Below are 19434 nucleotides of genomic sequence, written 5' to 3' on the forward strand. Positions count from 1 at the left end.
TTATTAAAATGACCGACAACAGCATCAACCAAGCCTTCGAAGCCGAGTGCCGGGAACAGATTGCCCAGCAGGGTGACGACCAGAAACTCACCGGCCTGGCCCGCGATTTCTTCAATGAATCGGCCAAGCACAAATACAGCTACCACTTCTCGTGGATGGGCCGTCCGATCATCCAGCTGCCACAAGACATGATGGCCATGCAGGAGATCATCTGGCAGGTCAAACCGGATCTGGTCATCGAGTGCGGCATCGCCCACGGCGGTTCGATCATCTACTACGCCTCGTTGCTGGAACTGCAAGGCCACGGCGAAGTGCTGGGCATCGACCTCGACATTCGCCCGCACAACCGCGAAGCGATCGAAAGCCACCCGATGGCCAAGCGCATCAAGATGATCGAAGGTTCGAGCATCGACGCCGGCATTGCCGCCCAGGTGCAGGCTGCGGCCAAAGGCAAGAAAGTCATTCTGGTGCTCGACTCCAACCACACCCACGATCACGTCCTCGAAGAGCTGCGTCTGTACGCTCCACTGGTGTCGGTCGACAGCTACTGCGTGGTGATGGACACCGTGGTCGAAGACATGCCGGCCGATTTCTTCCCGGATCGCCCATGGGGCCCGGGCGACAACCCGAAAACCGCCGTGTGGAAATACCTCGAAGAGAACCAGGATTTCGAGATCGACCAGCAGTTGCAAAACAAGCTGCTGATCACCGTGGCGCCGGACGGCTATCTGCGTCGCGTCCGTTAATTCGCAACATCACCAAGCGTTGTTTCGGCGAGTCGCCGGTTGTGGAGAGAAGTTATGCAAGGCAAGTACAGTACTGAACTGGCGCTACCGCTCGAAGAGCTATTGACCGTCGTCCTGATTACTCACAATCGGCCGGCGTTTCTGCGCCGGGCGGTGAAGTATTACAGCAGCTTGCCCTGCAGGATCATGGTGCTCGATTCGACACTCGAACGACCTGAAGGCGACTTCTCCGCCGTCGATTACCACCATGTGCCGCAGTTCGCCTACTGGGGCATGCAGGCCAAACTGGCCTATGGTGTCGAGCATCTGACCACGCCGTACATGGTGCTGGCGGCCGACGACGACTTCATCCTGCATGATTCGCTGGCAGAGTCCGTTGGCTTCCTGCATGCCAACCCTGATTACGGTATGTGCCACGGCTACTGCCTGATGTACCTGTCATTGGCCCATGGCGTGAACTACTACCGCCGTGACAAGAAAGTCCAGGAAGACTATGCGTCCGAGCGGGCGCAGGATCGCGTCCTCGATTACATGAGCCAGTACATCCCGCCGTTCTACGCGGTAACCCGTACTGACCTGATGAAAAACTGGCATGCGGCGCTGCCGCCGGGGACCAATTTCCAGTGGCAGGAAATTGGCCACGTCTACTACCTGCTGGCCAGTGCCAAGGCGCGCATCCTGCCGATTCCGTACGTGGTGCGCGAGATCAACTACGGTGTCTCCGAGCACAATACCGATGTGTATCACTCGCTGACCTACGTCGACGCCAAATCGGTCGCCGAACGCGAGGCGTTTGCCGAGTTCCTCGTCTCGCTGCCTACCGCTATCGAAGGGCTGGATGCCGGGCAGGCCAAGGCCTTTGCCCTGGAGAGTTTCGAGGCAATGGCCGACAGCCTGAAGTCCGGGCGGGCGCTGACCGCCGAGCTGATTATCGAGTCGACCTGGAACCAGGAACTGAAGTCGCCGGATCGTCGTTTTGGCCCGCTGCAGTATGTCGAAATGCCGTTTTACAACCAGGCATTCTTTGAGCGTCTGGAGCAGTTCGAATTCATCTTGCACACGCTGCCGGCCGGTCGCATGCAACTCGAAGGGCTGGAAGGCGTGTGGGCCCGTCAGGCGCATCTGTTGCAGGCGCGCAACAACGACACGGCGGAAAGTGTGGTTGACCGGTTGTGGCAGGCCCATGATCTCAACGCCTTCAACCAGACTGTGGTCAAACGCCTGGCGGCGCAGCTGGACGTTGTCGGTGACGAAAGCGCCGCGCAAGCCATGCGCGAGTGGATCGCCCGTCTTGAAGCGCTGACGGTCGACGATCATCAGCCAGTCTTCGGCAAAATGAAGTCCGGTCGCCTGTTGCAGTGGCTGGCGGCTCGCACGCCGGCGATCGAACAACTCGAGTCGATTGGCCAACATCTGGCGACTGAAGGCGGTGGCCCGCAATTCGGCATTTTCCTGCTCGATCTGGACAACGACATCGACAAGTTGCAGGTGTCGCTCGACAGCCTGCTGGAAGGTCACTGCAAAGCGTTCAGGATTGTCGTGTTCACCACCGGCGAAGCACCGGCGGCGACGACGGCACAAAACACTCTGCACTTTGTCCGTGTTACCCAAAGCAACTTTGTCGACAAGCTCAACCAAAGCGCTCAGCAGTCGCCAAGCGATTGGTTACTGCTGGGAGAGGCGGGTGACCAGTTCACCGCCAGCGGCCTGTTGCGCGCCAGCCTGGAACTGATGTCGGCAGAGGGTGTGCGTGCCGTCGCCACCGACGAGATCCAGCGCAAGGACAATGGCGCGCTGGTTGACGTGTTCCGCCCCGGTTTCAATCTGGATCTGCTGCAAAGCGTGCCGGCACTGATGGCGCGCCATTGGTTGATCCGTCGCGAAGTGTTGCTCGACGCCGGCGGTTATCAGGCCGATTTCAGCAAGGCGCTGGAATTCGACCTGCTGCTGCGCATTATTGAGCAGGGTGGCCTCGATGGCCTCGCGCACCTCGACGAGCCGTTGCTGATCACTCAGGCGGCAGAGCTTGAAGAGAACGCCCACGAGCGTCAGGCATTGTTGCGTCATCTGGGTAATCGCGGCTACAAGGCCAAGGTCACGTCGACGGCGCCGGGCACCTGGCAGATCGATTACCGTCACACCGAACAGCCACTGGTTTCGATCATTGTGCCGGTCATCGATGATCTGCCAGTGCTGCGCCGCTGCCTGGAAGGCGTGTTGCTCAGAACCCGTTACAGTCGTTATGAAGTGTTGCTGGCGGCAAACGCCAATCAGTCGGCAGCGGTCAACGACTGGCTGGGCACGCTGCGCCACGCCAAAGTCAATGTGTTGCGTGCCGATCAGCCGCTGAGCGAAGTCGCGCTGTACAACGCTGCCAGCGAGCAGGCTCAGGGTGAGTATCTGGTACTGCTGGCCGCAGACAGTGAAGTCGTCAATCCGAACTGGATCGATTCGCTGCTCAACCACGCCCAGCGTCCGGAAGTGGGCATCGTCGGTGCGAAATTGGTCGACCGTGACGGCAACATCGCTCAGGCCGGTCTGATTCTTGGCCTCAACGATGGCGTGGGATCGGCCTTCATCGGTGATAAACACGCGGCAGCCGGCTACATGCATCGTCTGGCCGTCGAGCAGAATTACTCGGCCGTGTCGAAGGTCTGCCTGATGGTGCGCAAAGAACTGTTCAACGTCCTTGGCGGGCTGGACGAAGTGACCTTCGTCGAGGGTTATGCCGATGTCGATCTGTGCCTCAAGGCCGGTCAGGCCGGTTACCTCACCGTGTGGACGCCGTTGGTGCAGGTGCTGCATACCGGTGAGCTGCCGCAGGCGCCGCAAGCACTGGCGGCACTGCGTGAAAAATGGAGCGATGTCTTCGCGCAGGATCCGGCTTACAACGCCAACCTGGCGCTGGGCGGCAAAGGTTTCACCCTGGGTGAAAATGCCTCGATCAACTGGGCACAGTTGCTCGCTTAAGCGTGCCGGACAGGAATCAGCATATGTTCAACGGTAAATCGATTTTCATCTCCGGCGGCACCGGCTCGTTCGGGCGCAAATTCATCGCCCGTCTGCTGGAGCAATACCAGCCCAAGCGCGTGGTGGTGTTCTCCCGTGACGAGTTGAAGCAGTATGAAATGCAGCAGACGTTCAACGCGCCATGCATGCGTTACTTCATTGGTGATGTGCGTGACGCCGATCGCCTGCGTCAGGCCATGCGCGGCATCGACTACGTGGTGCATGCCGCGGCGTTGAAGCAAGTGCCGGCGGCGGAATACAACCCGACCGAATGCATCCGCACCAACGTCAACGGCGCGGAGAACATCATCGCCGCCGCCATCGACAACGGGGTGAAAAAAGTTGTCGCGCTGTCTACCGACAAGGCGGCCAGCCCGATCAATCTGTACGGCGCAACCAAGTTGCTTTCGGACAAATTGTTCGTCGCCGCCAACAATATTGCCGGCGAGCAGGAAACCCGTTTTGCCGTGGTGCGCTACGGCAACGTGGCTGGCTCGCGCGGTTCGGTGGTGCCGTTCTTCAGCAAGCTGATCGCCGACGGTGCTCAGGAGTTGCCGATCACCGACGAACGCATGACACGGTTCTGGATCACCCTCGACCACGGCGTGCAATTCGTCCTCGACAGCTTTGCGCGGATGCACGGCGGCGAAGTGTTCGTGCCGAAGATCCCGTCGATCCGCATCGTCGATCTGGCGCGCGGCATGGCTGAACATCTGCCGCACAAGCACGTCGGCATTCGACCCGGTGAAAAGCTGCATGAGTTGATGGTGCCACTGGACGATGCGCGGATGACCCTTGAGTTCGAAGATCACTACACGATCCAGCCGTCGATTCGCTTCACCAGTGTCGATGTCGATTTCGCCGTCGACAGACTCGGTGAGCAGGGGCGTGTCGTCAGCGAAGATTTCGAGTACCGCTCCGACACCAACCCGCATTTTCTCTCGGTCGGGCAGATCGCCGATCTGCACGCGAAGCTCTCGGTATGATTCCCTACGGTCGGCAAAGCCTCGATCAGGCAGACATCGACGCCGTCGTCGAAGTGCTGCAGTCGGACTGGCTGACCCAAGGGCCGAGCATCGAGCGTTTCGAGCAGGCAATGGCCGAGCGTTGCCAGGCTGACTTCGCCGTCGCGGTGTGCAACGCCACGGCGGCGCTGCACATTGCCTGTCTGGCCGCCGGTCTGGGGCCGGGTGAGCGTTTATGGACGACGCCGAACACCTTTCTTGCCTCGGCCAACTGTGGACGTTATTGCGGTGCCGAGGTTGATTTCGTCGACATCGATCCGTTGACCTGGAACCTCGACGCCTTCGCTCTTGCAGCGAAACTCGACCAGGCCGAGCAGGACGGCACTTTGCCGAAAGTGCTGGTGGCGGTGGCGTTCTCCGGGCAGAGCTGCGACATGCGCAAGATTGCCGAACTGGCCGAGCGCTACAACTTCACCGTGATCGAAGATGCGTCTCACGCGGTCGGTGCGTCCTACGCAGGACGTCCGGTTGGCTGCGGTCAATTTGCAGCAATGACGGTGTTCAGTTTTCACCCGGTGAAGATCATCACCAGCGCCGAGGGCGGCATGGTGTTGACCAATCGTCCGGAGCTGGCCGAGCGCCTGCAACGTTTGCGCAGCCACGGCATGACCCGCGATCCGCAGCAAATGACCGAGGCCAGTCATGGCCCGTGGTACTACCAGCAGATCGAGCTGGGCTTCAATTACCGCATCACCGATCTGCAAGCCGCGCTGGGTTTGTCGCAACTGAGCAAACTCGACGACTTCATCGACCGGCGCCGCGAGCTGGCCGCGCGTTACGCTCGGCTGCTGGCGTACTTGCCGGTAACGTTGCCCAGCCCTCAGCCCGAGGCGCAATCGGCTTGGCACCTGTATGTGATTCGGCTGCAGACCGATCGCATCGGCCTCAGTCATCGTCAGGTGTTTGAAGGCTTGCGTGCTGCCGGTGTTGGCGTGAATCTGCACTACATTCCTGTGCACTTGCAGCCGTACTATCGCGACCTGGGTTTCGCCGAGGGCGATTTCCCCGAGGCCGAGCGTTATTACGCCGAGGCGATCAGCCTGCCGCTGTTTCCGCTGTTGAGCGATGCGCAACAGGATTACGTGGTCGAGCAATTGCGTCGGCTGACCGAATAATTGCCGCTGAGGCAAAGGATGAGTATCTGCAATGCGTCATTTGAGTGAGCAGGAAAAGTTCTGGCAGGGCGACTTCGGTAACCAGTACGTCGAGCGCAATGTCGGCCAACCGCTGGTGGCGACGAATCTGGCGTTGTTTGCCAAAGCGCTGAGCCGTGCCGCAGGCATCGAGAGCCTGGTCGAACTGGGCACTAACGCCGGCAACAATTTGCAGGCATTGCATCAACTGCTGCCCCGTTGCCAGCTGTTCGGCGTCGAGATCAATGACAGCGCCTGTGCTCAGGCTCGGGCGTTGGACATCGCACAGATCTGGCATGGCTCGCTGTTCGATTTCCCGCGCGAGCGCCGTTACGACCTGACCCTGAGTAAAGGCGTGCTGATTCACTTGGCCCCGGAGCTGTTGCCGACCGCTTATGCGCAGTTGTACGCGTTGAGCCAGCGCTACATCCTGATCGCCGAGTATTACAATCCGGCACCGGTGGAAGTGTCCTATCGTGGCAACAGCGGCAAGCTGTTCAAGCGCGATTTTGCCGGTGAGATGCTCGATCGCTATGCCGATCTGCACCTGCTGGATTACGGTTTCGTCTATCACCGCGATCCGCAATTCCCGGCAGACGATGTCACCTGGTTCCTGTTGGAAAAACGTCCTTGAGCAACGTTGCAATCATCCCGGCCCGTGGCGGCAGCAAACGCATCCCGCGCAAGAATCTCTTGCCATTCGACGGCGTGCCGATGATTGTCCGTTCGATCCGCACTGCGCTGGAATCGGGTTTGTTCGATCAGGTCGTGGTCAGCACCGACGATGGCGAAATTGCCGATGTGGCGCGAGCCCATGGCGCGCAGGTGCCATTTTTGCGCCCGGCAGACCTCGCCGATGATTTCACCGGCACGGCGGCAGTGATCGTGCATGCCTTGCAGCAGTTGCCGGCGTTCGATTACGCCTGTTGCGTGTATGCCACGGCGCCGCTGTTGCAGGCACGCTATCTGCGTCAGGGCATCGAGTTGCTGGAGCAGCACCTGGACAAGTCTTTCGCGTTCTCCGTGTGCAGTTTCGGTTTTCCGGTGCAGCGTGCGCTGACGCTGGACGGGCAGGGTGCGTTGAGCGCTTTGTATCCGGAATATCGCAATACACGTTCGCAGGATTTGCCCGAAGCATTTCAGGACGCCGGTCAGTTTTACTGGGGGCGCACTGAGGCGTGGTTGCGCGGCGAGGTGCTCTATTCGCCAGCCAGCCTGCCGGTGATTCTGCCCCGGCATCTGGTGCAGGACATCGACACCCTTGAAGACTGGAAGCGTGCCGAATACCTATATGCCGCGCTCAAGGCGGGTGGAGAGCTGCAATGAGAGTGCTGATTCGTGCCGACGCCTCGCCAACCATCGGCAGCGGCCACATTGCCCGCTGCCTGACGCTGGCGCGAGTGTTGCGCGGGCAGGGCAGCCATGTCGCGTTTGCCTGCCGAAAATTGCCCGGGCATCGGCTCGATATGCTCAGCGCCGAAGGGTTCGAGACATTCGCGTTGCCGGATCTCTATTGTGATGAAGATCCACAGCAAGCCATCGAATCAATGCTGCCGTGGCAGGCCGACATCGACGCGCTGGATCTGTTGTTGGCCGGCCATGCCGGGTTCGACTGGATCATCGTCGATCATTACGGCCTCGATCATCACTGGCAAACCGCCGCCCGGCGCTGGGCGCAGCGCATAGCGGCAGTCGACGATCTGGCTACCCGGCGCTACAGCGCAGATCTTTTGCTCAATCAGAACTTGTCCGGTCTGCATGAAAATTATCAGCCGCTGTTGCCCGACGGCTGTCGCACCTTGCTCGGCCCGCGCTATGCCATGTTGCGCGAAGAGTTCTGTTGCCCGGCCATCGAAATCAAACCCAGGGCTCGCCGCGTGCTGGTCAATTTCGGCGGCTTCGATGCGGCCATGCAGACCCATCACGCGATGCTCGCCCTGGCCGATTACAGCGAGCTGCAAGTGGACTTTGTCGCCGGTGCCGACAACCCGGCGTGGACGCTGATGCAGGCCTTGGCCGAGACGCGGCCGAACTGGCGCCTGCACAGCTTCGTCAGCGATTTCCATCAGCGCATGACTGAAGCGGATCTGTTTATCGGCGCCGGGGGCGGCACCAGTTGGGAGCGGGCGGCGATGGGGTTGCCGACGATTTGCATTGCCGTGTCAAACAACCAGCAGAGCAACGGCGAAGTCATGGCCGCGGCGGGCGCGCATGTATTCATGGGCGCTCGTGAGCAGGTCAGTGTCGAGCAGTTGCGCGACGCCATCGGCTTTGTCACCGGCAATCATTATTTGCGCCAAAGCCTGGCCGAGCGCTCGCGACAACTGGTCGACGGACGCGGTGCCGAGCGTGTCGCGGTGGCACTGGCCGGAGCGGTGCTGAAGGTGCGTGCGGCGACCCTGGATGATGCGCAGTTGCTGTTCGATGGGCGTAATGCCGAAACGGTACGGCGCTGGTCGCTGGACAGCGGCGTGATCGATTGGCCGCAGCACCTGAATTGGTTGACGGCGAGTTTGCGCAATCCACAGCGTCTGTTGTTGATCGCCGAGGCGGATGACGGTGCGGTCGGCGTTGTGCGGTATGACCTGCGCGGGTTTGAAGCCGAAGTCTCGATCTACCTGCTGGAACGACGGATGGGTCTGGGGTGGGGCAGGGCGCTATTGGCCCGAGGCGAGGCGTTTGTTGCCGCGCACTGGCCGCAACTGACGGTCATCACCGCTCGGGTGTTGCCGGACAATCGTCCCTCGTTGAATGTGTTTCGTGACGCCGGGTTCACTCAGAGTGCCTGTGCGTTCACCCGTGTTTTGAAGGATTACCCGCATGACTAGTTTCAAGATCGGCAACCGCTTGATCGGTGCCGACGCGCCACCCTTCATCATTGCCGAGATGAGCGGCAACCATAACCAGTCACTGGACGTCGCCCTGCAAATCGTCGAAGCGGCGGCCAAGGCCGGCGCGCATGCCTTGAAGCTGCAAACCTACACCGCCGAAACCATGACGCTGGATCTGGCTGAAGGCGAATTCTTCATCAAGGATCCGAACAGTCTGTGGGCGGGTACTTCGCTCTACGATTTGTATGAAAAAGCCCATACACCGTGGGAGTGGCATGCGCCGATTTTCGCCCGCGCAAAAGAACTGGGCATGCTCGCGTTCTCCACCCCGTTCGATGACAGCGCCGTGGACTTTCTCGAAAGCCTCGATGTGCCGGCCTACAAGATCGCCAGTTTCGAAAACACCGATTTGCCGTTGATTCGCCGTGTAGCCGCCACCGGCAAGCCGCTGATCATCTCCACCGGCATGGCCAGCATCGCTGAACTGGATGAAACCGTGCGCGCCGCCCGCGAAGCCGGCTGCAAGGATCTGGTGCTGCTCAAATGCACCAGCACCTATCCGGCGACGCCACTCAACAGCAACGTGCGAACGATCCCGCATCTGCGTGAGTTGTTCGGTTGCGAGGTAGGCCTGTCGGATCATTCAATGGGCGTCGGCGTGTCGGTAGCGGCGGTGGCGCTGGGCGCGACGGTGGTGGAAAAACACTTCACCCTCGACCGTTCAGCAGGTGGCGTCGATGCCAGTTTCTCGCTGGAGCCGGCAGAAATGGCCAGTCTGGTGGTGGAAACCGAGCGCGCCTGGCAGGCCATGGGGCAGGTGCATTACGGCGTCACAGAGGCTGAACGCAAGTCGCTGGTCTATCGCCGCTCGCTGTATGTCACGGCCGACATGGCCGCCGGTGACAGCTTTAGCGGGGACAATCTGCGCGCCATTCGCCCGGGTCTTGGTCTGCCGCCCAAGCACACCGACGCCGTCCTCGGCCGCCGCGCACGCGCGCCAATCAAGCGCGGCACGCCGCTGGACTGGTCGTTGGTCGAATAACCTGATCTGCACCGATTCGGCAAAATAGCGTGACCTGCGAGTCATAACGCGCATCTTCACTGTATTGTATTGATCGGGGAGATGGCGCCTGGCTCGTTTTCGATTCCAGTGATAGCCCTTTGCGCTCCCCGTGGCTGCCCGTTGTGGCGGCCGTTTTCTGTTTGTCGGCGCCCCTCGAAATCCTTGCGAGCGGTGGTCTTGGGCTGTTTTTTATTGGGAAGCCGTAATGATTGGCATAAAAAGCATTGCGAGCTACGTTCCTGTAGCCGGCGTGGACAATTACGCACAAGGTGCAAAATTCGAGAAGGATGAAGAATTCATCCTTGGCAAGATCGGTTCGGCGTTTCTGCCACGCAAAGACGCTGAACAGGAAACCTCCGATCTGTGCGTGGAAGCGGCCAATGCGCTGTTTGCCAGCAACCCTGAACTGAAGCGTGAATCGATCGACGCCTTGATCGTCGTCACCCAGAACGGTGACGAAGAAGGCCTGCCGCACACCGCAGCGATCGTGCAGGACAAACTCGGTCTGCCGACCAACGTTGCGGCGTTCGACATTTCCCTGGGCTGCTCCGGTTATGTCTACGGCATCTACGCGATCAAGGGCTTCATGGAAGCCGCCGGCCTGAAGAATGGTCTGCTGATCACCGCTGACCCGTATTCGAAAATCGTCGATCCGGAAGACCGCAACACCACCATGCTGTTCGGCGATGCCGCCACCGCTACATGGATGGGCGAAGATCCGACCTGGGCGCTGGGCAAGGCCAAGTTCGGTACTGACGGTTCCGGTGCGCCGCACCTGAAAGTCACCGATGGCGTGTTCTTCATGAACGGTCGTCAGGTGTTCAACTTTGCTCTGCTGAAGGTGCCGGCACACTTGCACGAGTTGCTCGATGACTCTGGTTTGAAGGCGGATGACATCGATGCCTTCTGCATTCACCAGGGCAGTGCGGCGATTGTCGATGCCGTGGCGCGGCGCTTCGAAGGCGAGCCGGAGAAGTTCATCAAGGACATGGTCGAGACCGGTAATACCGTGTCGTCGAGCATTCCGTTGCTGCTGGAAAAACACGTCATCGATTCCGACTGGCAGCGTATTGCCCTGAGCGGTTTTGGTGTCGGTCTGTCGTGGGGCTCGGCGATCATCTATCGTCCTTGAGTCCGAGCAAAAACGGCGGATACAAAAATAGCGTTCAAGGTTAACCTTGAACGCTATTTTTTTGCCTGAAACGGAGCGCGAGGCGCCATGAGCGAGTTTTTTCAAGCCAATGCCGAGGTGTTGCAACGGCGTTGGCCGGCGCTGTTCGAACGACTGATGGCGGAAGACACTGCGACCGTCCAGGCCGAACTGGTGCAGGGGTTGGGTTCGACGCTCAGCGTCAATGGTGTTCAGCTCACCAGCCGCCATGACCGCATCCATGAAGCCCGGATTCAGGCGGCAAGCCTGGCGGACAAGCCGCAATTGCATGTCTACGGTACTGGCCTCGGCGATTTGCCCAGCGTGCTACTGGAGCGCGAAGGGCTTGAGCGGTTGTACGTGCACATCCTCAATGGCGCATTGTTCGCGCTGGTGGTGCAACTGCTCGATCAGCGCCAGTGGCTGGAAGATCCGCGCGTCGAGTTGTTTTACGCCGGCGATCATCCAGACTTTTTTACGCCGTTTTTTGCCCTGCCTGCCGAGATGCTGCTGGCCGACGATTTCAACGCGAAAGTCCGTGATCGCTTGGTCAGCGAAGTCCACCTGAGCTTCAACAATCGGGATTTCGATCCGCAGTCAACGGAGATTCAACAGCGTCTGCAGGAATGTCTGCCGGTGCTGCTCGCCGATGCGGATGTGGCGCAATTGTTCGGCACCTGTGCCGGCCGGGAAATCTACGTGATCGCCACCGGGCCGACGCTGGAGCAGCATTACCAGCGTCTGGCGGCAATCCGTCAACGCGCCGAACGCCCGTTGTTCATCTGTGTCGACACTGCGTATCGACCGCTGCGCGAACACGGGATTGTGCCTGACCTGGTGGTGAGCATTGATCAGCGCATCAGCTTTCGCCATTTGCCATTCGAGGAGTCCGACGGCATTCCGCTGGTGTATCTGCCGATGAGCGATCCGTCGGTGTTGAAGGCGTGGAAGGGCAAGCGTTACGGTGGTTATTCCGCGAGCCCGATCTACGCGAACCTGCGTGAGCAGCACCCGCGAGCGCAGTTGCACGTGGGCGGCAGTGTGATTCACCCGGCGGTGGATCTGGCGGTAAAGATGGGCGCCACCGGCATCACGCTGTTTGGTGCTGACTTCGCCTTCCCGATGAACAAGACCCATGCTGGTTGGAACGACGGCGAGCTGGGGCCACCGGTGAATCAGGCGCGGCATTGGGTGCGTGATGGCCATGGTCAGCGGGTCAGCACACAGCTCAACTTTCGCGGTTATCTGTGCGTGCTGGAGCGCTATATCGCTGCGCATCCACAGGTCGAGTTTCTCAACAGCAGCCGCTCCGGGGCGCTGATCGCCGGAACCGGTTTCAATCCGGAGTTTGTGCAATGAGTGCGTTGAGTCTCTGCAAGGATGAATGTCGCCAGTGTGCGGGTTTGTTTCGCCTCGGGCGCGATGTCGAGGCGGCGCTGACGATGGTCGATGTGTTTGAAAAGGCCCAGCAATGTTTAGCGTCTGCCCCGACAGAGGTTCAGCAGGTGTTGGCGCAACTGTTATTGCAAATGCTCGAATGCCAGGAGCGCCAGGACTGGTTGGGGCTGGCTGACTCTATGGAGTACGAGCTGGTGGATTTGCTGGGAAGTGTTCCGGCCTGAACACGCCGACAGCACTGGCCCGCAGGTTTGCACGGCAGTCGGTTTTATGACGTCATTTTTTCGCGGGTGATGTGCTGCTAAGTCTTTGTTTTCGCGGGGGTGGCAGGGTGATGGCAAAATTTTTTCAAAAAGCCCTCAAGCAACCTGCAATCCCGACGATAACTATTACGAAGGTTCTCTAGGCCATACCCGGCGGTTGCCAGGGCCGGAAGCCGCAGTACCCAACCAACGAGGAATTCGTCATGGCTTTAACAGTAAACACCAACACCACGTCGTTGAACGTTCAGAAAAACCTGAACCGCGCTTCCGACGCTCTGTCGACTTCGATGCAGCGCCTGTCTTCCGGCCTGAAAATCAACAGCGCTAAAGACGACGCCGCTGGCCTGCAGATCTCGAACCGTATGTCCTCGCAGATCCGTGGTAACACCCAAGCCATCCAGAACGCCAACGACGGTATCTCCGTTGCCCAGACCGCTGAAGGCGCTCTGCAAGCTACTACCGACATCCTGCAGCGTATGCGTGAACTGGCTGTTAAAGCACGTAACGGTACCAACGGCACTGCTGACCAGACCGCTACCAACGCTGAATTCGCTCAGATGTCCGACGAGATCACCCGTATCTCGGCTTCGACCAACCTGAACGGCAAAAACCTGCTGGACGGTTCGGCTGGTACTGTGACCCTGCAAGTGGGCGCAAACACCGGTTCGGCTAACCACATCGACCTGGTACTGAGCTCCAAGTTCGACGCAGTAAGCCTGTCGGTAGGTAGCGGTACTCTGTCCCTGACCGGTGCTACCGTAACTGGCGCTTCGCAGAACATCGACAACGCGATCACCGCGATCGACGCTGCAATCGCTGCCATCGGTGCAACTCGTGCCAGCCTGGGTGCCTCGCAAAACCGTCTGACCAGCACCATCCAGAACTTGCAGAACATCACCGAGAACACCACTGCTGCACAAGGTCGCGTACAAGATACCGACTTCGCCGCAGAGACTGCTAACCTGACCAAGCAGCAAACCCTGCAACAGGCTTCGACCTCTGTTCTGGCTCAAGCCAACCAACTGCCTTCCGCTGTACTGAAGCTGCTTCAGTAATTTCGGATCGAGTTTGGGCGGGGGAGTGCGCTGGTCGCGCTCTCTCGCCTTTTTACGTTAAGAGGTGATGGGCATGGACATGAGCGTAAAGCTTAACGTGTCTTATCCGGCTCCCAAGCCAGTAACGCCGGTTGCTGACAAACCGTCAGAGACGCCTAAAGTTGCCAAGACTGAAGCGCCGGTCGCTGCGAAGAGTCAGGATTCGGACGACGCCAAACTGAAACTGGCGGTGCAGGAGATCGAAAAGTTTGTACAGTCGATCAAGCGCAATCTGGAGTTCTCGATTGACGAGCATTCCGGCAAGGTCATTGTCAAAGTGATCGCAAGCGAGACGGGTGAGGTCGTTCGACAGATTCCCTCCGCAGAAGCCTTGAAGCTGGCAGACAGTCTGGCCAACGCCAGTCACGTGTTGTTCGACGCCAAAGTCTGATAGCTGGCATGAATAGTGTTTGTCCGTTCTCAAGACGCATGTAACGGTCAAAAGAATGGCAACAATCTGAAGGGAGATGCACATGGCAAGTCCAATTCTACCGGGTTCCGGACTGGGTTCCGGCCTGGACATCGGCGCGATCGTGACCGCGCTGGTCAACGCCGACAAGTCGCCGAAGCAGACGCAGATCGATAATGCGACCAAAACCAACACCCTGAAGATTTCCGGTGTCGGTACGCTGAAAAGCGCATTGGCCGCCTACCAGAAGGCAATGACCGATCTGGGCAGCAAGACCAACCCTGCGTTTGCCGGCTACACGGCGACCTCGGCTACCCCGACAACACTGACCGCTACCTCCGATAACACGGCTGTTTCGGGTACATACAGTGTCGTGGTGAATAACCTGGCCACCGGCTCGAAAGTAGCCAGTGCATCGTTTGCCGGCGGTGCGGCCAGTGCCATTCCGAGTGGTACCCTGAAAATCAGTCAGAATGGCACTGATTACAATGTCGATATTCCGGCCAATGCCACCTTGCAGACCACCCGTGACGCCATCAACAAGGCGCAGGGGGTCAACGGTATTTCCGCCAACATTGTGACCGACAGCTCGGGTGCTTCGCGTCTGGTGATCAGTTCGAACAAGACGGGCGCCGGCTCCGACCTGACGGTCAGTGGCATTGCCGGTCTGGAAATCGATGGCACCAAGGTCATGTCTGCCACCCCGACCGCGGGTGATTCCGGGTCTGTGGGCGATGTTGCCAAGGATGCGAAGCTGACCATTGATGGTCTTGCCGTTACCAGCAAGAGCAACACCGTGAGCGGCGCCATCAGTGGCCTGACCATGAACCTGGTGGAAGCCAGCCCTACGGCGGTGAAGGTCTCTGTCGATACCAACACCAAGGGTTTGCAGGCTTCGGTTCAGCAGTTCGTAGATGCCTTCAACACGCTCAAGACCACCATCGACAGCCTGTCCAAGGCAACGACGGACGAAGATGGCAAGTTGACGGTGCAGGCGGCGTTTACCGGTGATTCTCTGCCGCGTACGTTGATTGCCGATATTCGAGCTCAGTTGACCACTTCGTCGCCAGGCGAGCTGGGTGTGCTGTCGCAGATTGGTGTCATGACTGATCGTGACACCGGTAAGCTGACGTTGGACGCTACTGCCTTCAACAAGGCTATGTCTCAGCCAGGCATGACGGGCCAGGTGCAGCAGCTGTTCTCCGGCACCGACGACAAGAACGGTCTGTTGGCGCGCATGAGCAAAGCGGTCGATCCTTACCTCAAAGCTTCTGCTGATGGTAAAACCACCACCGGTTTGCTTGATCAGCGCATGACCATTCTGACCAACAACACCCGCAGCCTCACGTCGCAGCAATTGGCGCTGGACCTGCGTGTGGCCAACCTGACCAAGACGTTGACTGCCAAGTACAACGCCATGGACTTGCTGGTAGGGCAGATGAAGGCTACGGCAAGCAATATCACGTCGTTCTTCAGCTCGCTGAACGCGCAGCAATCCGCGAAGTAACAGGCAGGAACGACAAAAACCCGGCTACGCTTTATCGGCGTGTGCCGGGTTTTTGTCTTCTGCTCTAAAGTTTTGTGATTCGTTGGCGATACACTGGTTATACGAGTCATTGTGGCAATGAGGTAGAACATGAATCCGATGTTAGCCCTTCGGCAGTATCAGAAAGTCGGCGCACACGCTCAGACATCCGAAGCGAGCCCGCACCGTCTGGTGCAAATGTTGATGGAAGGTGGACTGGCGCGTATCGCTCAGGCCAAAGGCGCCATCGAGCGCAAGGATATTCCAGGCAAATGCACTTCGATCAGCAAGGCGATTGGCATTGTCAGTGGTCTGCGCGAAGGTCTGGATCTGGAAAACAGTGCGGATACGCTGGCGGACCTGGATGGGCTGTATATCTACATGATGAAGCGCCTCGCCGAGGCGAACATCAGCAGCGATCTGCGCATTCTCGACGAGGTTGCAGGTCTGCTGAGTACGGTAAAAGAAGGCTGGGACGCGATCGCGCCTACGCCAGCTCCGCAGTTCTGAAGGAGATCGTCATGAGTCTTGTATTGCAGCGAATCGCCGATACCCGTGAAGCGTTGGTCACAGCTTTGGCCGAGCGTAATTGGGAAGCCATTGGCGAGCTGGATCTGGCTTGCCGTTCCTGCATGGAAGACGTCATGGCTGAGGCTTCGCTGGACGAGGTCGCGTTGCGCGACAATCTTGAAGAGTTGCTCCATGTCTACAAGGAGCTTCTTGAGGTGGCCATGGGTGAGCGGCAAGCAATTGCCAACGAGATGTCGCAGATCACCCAAGCGCAGAACGCGGCAAAGGTTTACCATCTGTTTGGTTAATTAACACTCAGTTAATCCAGACATGTGCGCCATAAATTTGACTGTGCACGGTTTTTTGACTTAACTAGTGGCTGTTTTCAGATTTCAGGCGTCTACAGGCACATGGTGTCCTGCAAGCGTCTCGCTTGCCCCTAATTTCGGGCATTGAGTTGACTAGGGAAGTTGCTATTGCATGTGGCGTGAAACCAAAATTCTGCTGATCGATGACGATAGCGTCCGCCGCCGCGACCTGGCGGTGATTCTAAATTTTCTTGGCGAAGAAAATTTACCCTGCGGCAGCCATGACTGGCAGCAGGCAGTCGGCTCTTTGTCGTCTAGTCGTGAGGTCATTTGCGTACTGATCGGGACGGTTAATGCTCCTGGCGCGCTTTTGGGCTTGCTAAAGACACTCTCAACCTGGGATGAGTTCCTTCCGGTTTTGTTGATGGGCGATAATTCTTCCGTCGACTTGCCTGAAGACCAGCGTCGTCGTGTGCTTTCGACCCTCGAAATGCCGCCCAGCTACAGCAAATTGCTCGATTCGCTGCACCGTGCCCAGGTCTACCGCGAGATGTATGACCAGGCCCGCGAGCGCGGTCGTCATCGCGAACCCAACCTGTTCCGCAGCCTTGTCGGCACCAGTCGTGCAATTCAGCACGTGCGCCAGATGATGCAGCAAGTTGCCGACACCGACGCCAGTGTGTTGATCCTCGGCGAGTCGGGGACCGGCAAGGAAGTGGTTGCGCGAAACCTGCATTACCACTCCAAGCGCCGCGATGCGCCATTTGTGCCGGTCAATTGCGGGGCGATCCCGGCAGAGCTGCTCGAAAGCGAATTGTTCGGCCACGAGAAGGGCGCCTTCACCGGTGCAATCACCAGCCGTGCCGGTCGTTTCGAGCTGGCCAACGGCGGTACGCTGTTCCTCGACGAAATCGGCGACATGCCGCTGCCGATGCAGGTCAAACTGCTGCGTGTCTTGCAGGAACGCACCTTCGAGCGCGTGGGCAGCAACAAGACCCAGAGCGTCGATGTGCGCATCATCGCGGCAACGCACAAGAATCTCGAAAGCATGATCGAGATCGGCACTTTCCGCGAAGACCTCTACTATCGCCTGAACGTGTTCCCGATCGAGATGGCGCCGTTGCGTGAGCGTGTCGAAGACATTCCGTTGCTGATGAACGAACTGATCTCGCGCATGGAGCACGAGAAGCGCGGTTCGATCCGCTTCAACTCGGCAGCGATCATGTCGCTGTGCCGTCACGGCTGGCCAGGTAACGTTCGCGAGCTGGCCAACCTGGTCGAGCGCATGGCGATCATGCATCCGTACGGGGTGATCGGCGTGGTCGAGTTGCCGAAGAAATTCCGCTACGTCGACGACGAAGACGAGCAAATGGTCGACAGCCTGCGCAGCGATCTTGAAGAGCGCGTGGCAATTAACGGCCACACGCCGGACTTCACCGCCAACGCCATGCTGCCGCCGGAAGGCCTGGATCTGAAAGACTACCTGGGTGGTCTGGAGCAGGGCTTGATCCAGCAGGCACTGGACGATGCCAATGGCATTGTGGCGCGTGCCGCTGAGCGCCTGCGCATCCGTCGTACCACCCTGGTCGAGAAGATGCGCAAATACGGCATGAGCCGGCGCGATGGAGATGAACAGGCGGAGGATTGACGCCTGTTTTTCAACTGCTTCATTTATAAGCAGTTTTTTTTAGGCACGGGTATTGCTACAGCCCTCGCAACGTTCCGTTTAACTGACGGTCAGCCAAGCGAGAAGCACAATGCCCCAAGCCGCCCAGATGTCTTCTGCCTCCAGTCCCGAGGGGCAACCGTCCTCCGTAGAACAGGCAAGCCGACAGGGTCTTGAGCAGGCCTTCGAGCTGTTCAGCCAAATGTCCAGTCAACTGACGGACTCCTACAGCATGCTTGAAGCGCGGGTCACCGAGCTCAAGGGTGAACTGGCTGTGGTCAGCGCCCAGCGTATGCAGGAGCTGGCGGAAAAAGAGCGTCTGGCCAACCGTCTGCAAAACCTCCTCGACCTGTTGCCTGGTGGTGTCATCGTGATCGATGGCCACGGTATCGTCGTCGAAGCCAATCCGGCGGCAATCGAACTGTTGGGTCTGCCGTTGGAAGGCGAGCTGTGGCGCCACGTGATTGCTCGCTGCTTTGCCCCGCGTGAGGACGACGGTCACGAAATTTCCTTGAAAAACGGCCGACGCCTGTCGATTGCTACCCGTTCGCTGGACGCCGAGCCTGGGCAATTGGTGCTGCTCAACGACCTGACAGAAACCCGCCATTTGCAAGACCAGTTGGCGCGCCACGAACGATTGTCTTCGCTGGGGCGGATGGTCGCTTCGCTGGCCCACCAGATCCGCACGCCGCTGTCCGCCGCTTTGCTCTACGCCAGTCATTTGACTGAGCAGGAACTGCCAGTCGCCACTCAGCAGCGTTTCGCCGGGCGGCTGAAAGAGCGCCTGCATGAATTGGAGCACCAGGTGCGCGACATGCTGGTGTTCGCTCGCGGTGAATTGCCGTTGACTGATCGCCTCACTCCGAACGCTTTGATGCAGGCGCTGCAAGCGGCGGCGCTGACCCATGTGCAGGATCTGCCCATCCGCTGGCAGTGCGACAGTCATGCCGGAGAGCTGTTGTGCAATCGCGATACGCTGGTCGGTGCGCTTTTGAATTTGATCGAAAATGCGATTCAGGCCAGTGCCGCAGACGTGCGCCTGAAAGTGCATTGCTACACCCGCGACAACGCCTTGCGCATCAGCGTCAGCGACAGTGGCAGCGGAATCGAGCCCTTGGTGCTGGAGCGTCTGGGCGAGCCGTTTTTTACCACCAAAGTGACCGGCACTGGCCTCGGGCTGACCGTGGTCAAAGCGGTGGCACGGGCGCATCAGGGACAATTGCAGTTGCGTTCGCGGGTCGGCCGCGGCACGTGCGCGCAGGTCATCCTGCCGCTGTTTTCCGCTGCACAGGGAGCTGAGTAAA

18 protein-coding genes are annotated in these 19434 nt (G+C 59.1%); all 18 read left to right on the forward strand.

The window, feature by feature from the left end; translation table 11 throughout:
- Nucleotides 1-8: 8 nt before the first annotated feature.
- The 18 genes from HU718_RS08820 (at nucleotide 9) to HU718_RS08905 (ending at nucleotide 19433) form a co-directional block, all read left to right on the forward strand.
- A complete protein-coding gene (locus tag HU718_RS08820) occupies nucleotides 9-746 on the forward strand; it encodes a cephalosporin hydroxylase family protein (protein WP_093439633.1) in 738 nt (245 codons plus the stop codon).
- Nucleotides 747-800: 54 nt separating this feature from the next.
- Complete coding sequence (locus tag HU718_RS08825; protein ID WP_186616380.1) at nucleotides 801-3716, forward strand: glycosyltransferase family 2 protein; 2916 nt, start codon at nucleotides 801-803, stop codon at nucleotides 3714-3716.
- A 23-nt stretch (nucleotides 3717-3739) separates the two neighbouring features.
- On the forward strand, nucleotides 3740-4741 hold the full coding sequence (gene pseB / locus HU718_RS08830; protein ID WP_095122719.1) for a UDP-N-acetylglucosamine 4,6-dehydratase (inverting): 1002 nt from the start codon (nucleotides 3740-3742) through the stop codon (nucleotides 4739-4741).
- On the forward strand, nucleotides 4738-5895 hold the full coding sequence (gene pseC, locus HU718_RS08835; protein ID WP_150730748.1) for a UDP-4-amino-4,6-dideoxy-N-acetyl-beta-L-altrosamine transaminase: 1158 nt from the start codon (nucleotides 4738-4740) through the stop codon (nucleotides 5893-5895). The genes pseB and pseC overlap by 4 nt, the downstream gene beginning before the upstream one ends.
- A gap of 31 nt (nucleotides 5896-5926) precedes the next feature.
- Nucleotides 5927-6547, forward strand: a complete 621-nt coding sequence (locus HU718_RS08840; protein ID WP_110719977.1) for a pseudaminic acid biosynthesis-associated methylase — start codon at nucleotides 5927-5929, stop codon at nucleotides 6545-6547.
- Complete coding sequence (gene pseF, locus HU718_RS08845) at nucleotides 6544-7239, forward strand: pseudaminic acid cytidylyltransferase (protein WP_186616379.1); 696 nt, start codon at nucleotides 6544-6546, stop codon at nucleotides 7237-7239. The genes HU718_RS08840 and pseF overlap by 4 nt, the downstream gene beginning before the upstream one ends.
- Entirely contained in the window at nucleotides 7236-8741 is a 1506-nt protein-coding gene (pseG, locus tag HU718_RS08850) for a UDP-2,4-diacetamido-2,4,6-trideoxy-beta-L-altropyranose hydrolase (protein ID WP_095122711.1), read from the forward strand. Before pseF ends, pseG begins: the two co-directional genes overlap by 4 nt.
- Entirely contained in the window at nucleotides 8734-9786 is a 1053-nt protein-coding gene (pseI, locus tag HU718_RS08855) for a pseudaminic acid synthase (protein WP_186616378.1), read from the forward strand. Before pseG ends, pseI begins: the two co-directional genes overlap by 8 nt.
- Nucleotides 9787-10012: 226 nt before the next feature.
- Nucleotides 10013-10939, forward strand: a complete 927-nt coding sequence (locus tag HU718_RS08860) for a ketoacyl-ACP synthase III (RefSeq protein WP_095122707.1) — start codon at nucleotides 10013-10015, stop codon at nucleotides 10937-10939.
- 87 nt (nucleotides 10940-11026) lie between these two features.
- Nucleotides 11027-12316: a motility associated factor glycosyltransferase family protein gene (locus HU718_RS08865; protein ID WP_186616377.1), complete on the forward strand. Its 1290-nt coding sequence runs from the start codon at nucleotides 11027-11029 to the stop codon at nucleotides 12314-12316.
- Complete coding sequence (locus HU718_RS08870) at nucleotides 12313-12579, forward strand: hypothetical protein (RefSeq protein WP_150708275.1); 267 nt, start codon at nucleotides 12313-12315, stop codon at nucleotides 12577-12579. Before HU718_RS08865 ends, HU718_RS08870 begins: the two co-directional genes overlap by 4 nt.
- Before the next feature lie 242 nt (nucleotides 12580-12821).
- Nucleotides 12822-13673 (forward strand): flagellin domain-containing protein, encoded by an 852-nt coding sequence (locus tag HU718_RS08875; protein ID WP_007920059.1) that lies wholly within the window; start codon nucleotides 12822-12824, stop codon nucleotides 13671-13673.
- A 73-nt stretch (nucleotides 13674-13746) separates the two neighbouring features.
- Nucleotides 13747-14103: a flagellar protein FlaG gene (locus HU718_RS08880; protein ID WP_007920057.1), complete on the forward strand. Its 357-nt coding sequence runs from the start codon at nucleotides 13747-13749 to the stop codon at nucleotides 14101-14103.
- 82 nt (nucleotides 14104-14185) lie between these two features.
- The gene (gene fliD, locus HU718_RS08885; protein WP_186616376.1) at nucleotides 14186-15628 is read left to right on the forward strand and encodes a flagellar filament capping protein FliD; all 1443 of its coding nucleotides are present in this window, start codon (nucleotides 14186-14188) and stop codon (nucleotides 15626-15628) included.
- A 129-nt stretch (nucleotides 15629-15757) separates the two neighbouring features.
- A complete protein-coding gene (gene fliS / locus HU718_RS08890; RefSeq protein ID WP_095122701.1) occupies nucleotides 15758-16156 on the forward strand; it encodes a flagellar export chaperone FliS in 399 nt (132 codons plus the stop codon).
- Nucleotides 16157-16167: 11 nt separating this feature from the next.
- Complete coding sequence (gene fliT / locus HU718_RS08895; protein WP_095122700.1) at nucleotides 16168-16464, forward strand: flagellar protein FliT; 297 nt, start codon at nucleotides 16168-16170, stop codon at nucleotides 16462-16464.
- 172 nt (nucleotides 16465-16636) lie between these two features.
- A complete protein-coding gene (locus HU718_RS08900) occupies nucleotides 16637-18112 on the forward strand; it encodes a sigma-54 dependent transcriptional regulator (protein WP_007920053.1) in 1476 nt (491 codons plus the stop codon).
- A gap of 127 nt (nucleotides 18113-18239) precedes the next feature.
- A complete protein-coding gene (locus tag HU718_RS08905) occupies nucleotides 18240-19433 on the forward strand; it encodes a sensor histidine kinase (protein ID WP_180988111.1) in 1194 nt (397 codons plus the stop codon).
- Nucleotide 19434: the final 1 nt, after the last annotated feature.

Origin of the sequence: Pseudomonas tensinigenes (assembly GCF_014268445.2) — a bacterium.
Taxonomy (GTDB): domain Bacteria; phylum Pseudomonadota; class Gammaproteobacteria; order Pseudomonadales; family Pseudomonadaceae; genus Aquipseudomonas; species Aquipseudomonas tensinigenes.